Raw genomic sequence first — 455 nt, 5'->3', positions numbered from 1 at the left:
GCACAACAAGGTCGAAGGTCAGGCCGGTGCCGGCCAGCCGCTTGACGTTCTGGCGAAACAGCGCCCCTTCCGAGACATCGTCGGGCACGACATGCAGCACGCGGCGGAAACCCTTGATGAACGGGTCCGCCGTGACCGTCTCCAGATAGGCTTCGAAACCGGCCTCCTCCGGCCGGCAGGCGGCGATCGCTCCGCGAAGCAGGCTCCCGGCCCGGCCGGCGACCGACTTCACGTAAGCGGTTTCGGCTGCGATATCGGCAGGGTCGACATCGACCTCCATATGCAGCACGGCCTCGATGCCGGAACGCAACGCGTCGGTGGCGTATTCCTCATAGGAGAAATCGCGGTTCAGCGCCGGCACGCCAGCCAGCCACGGGTAGCGCAGCGCGGCCTGGTCGATGAGGTGCAGATGCGTGTCGATGATCATGGCGGCGTCTCCTCCCTTTGTACCAGAC

General features: G+C 65.7%; 1 protein-coding gene. It reads right to left on the bottom strand.

Features of this window, described 5'->3' with window-relative positions; translation table 11 throughout:
* Positions 1–427: amidohydrolase family protein (locus EOA24_RS40735; protein ID WP_145992599.1), on the bottom strand; the 427-nt coding region annotated here is incomplete at its 3' end.
* Positions 428–455: the final 28 nt, after the last annotated feature.

Origin of the sequence: Mesorhizobium sp. M2A.F.Ca.ET.039.01.1.1 (genome assembly GCF_003998035.1) — a bacterium.
Classification (GTDB): Bacteria; Pseudomonadota; Alphaproteobacteria; order Rhizobiales; family Rhizobiaceae; genus Mesorhizobium.
This window is presented reverse-complemented; position numbering and strand designations above follow the sequence as displayed.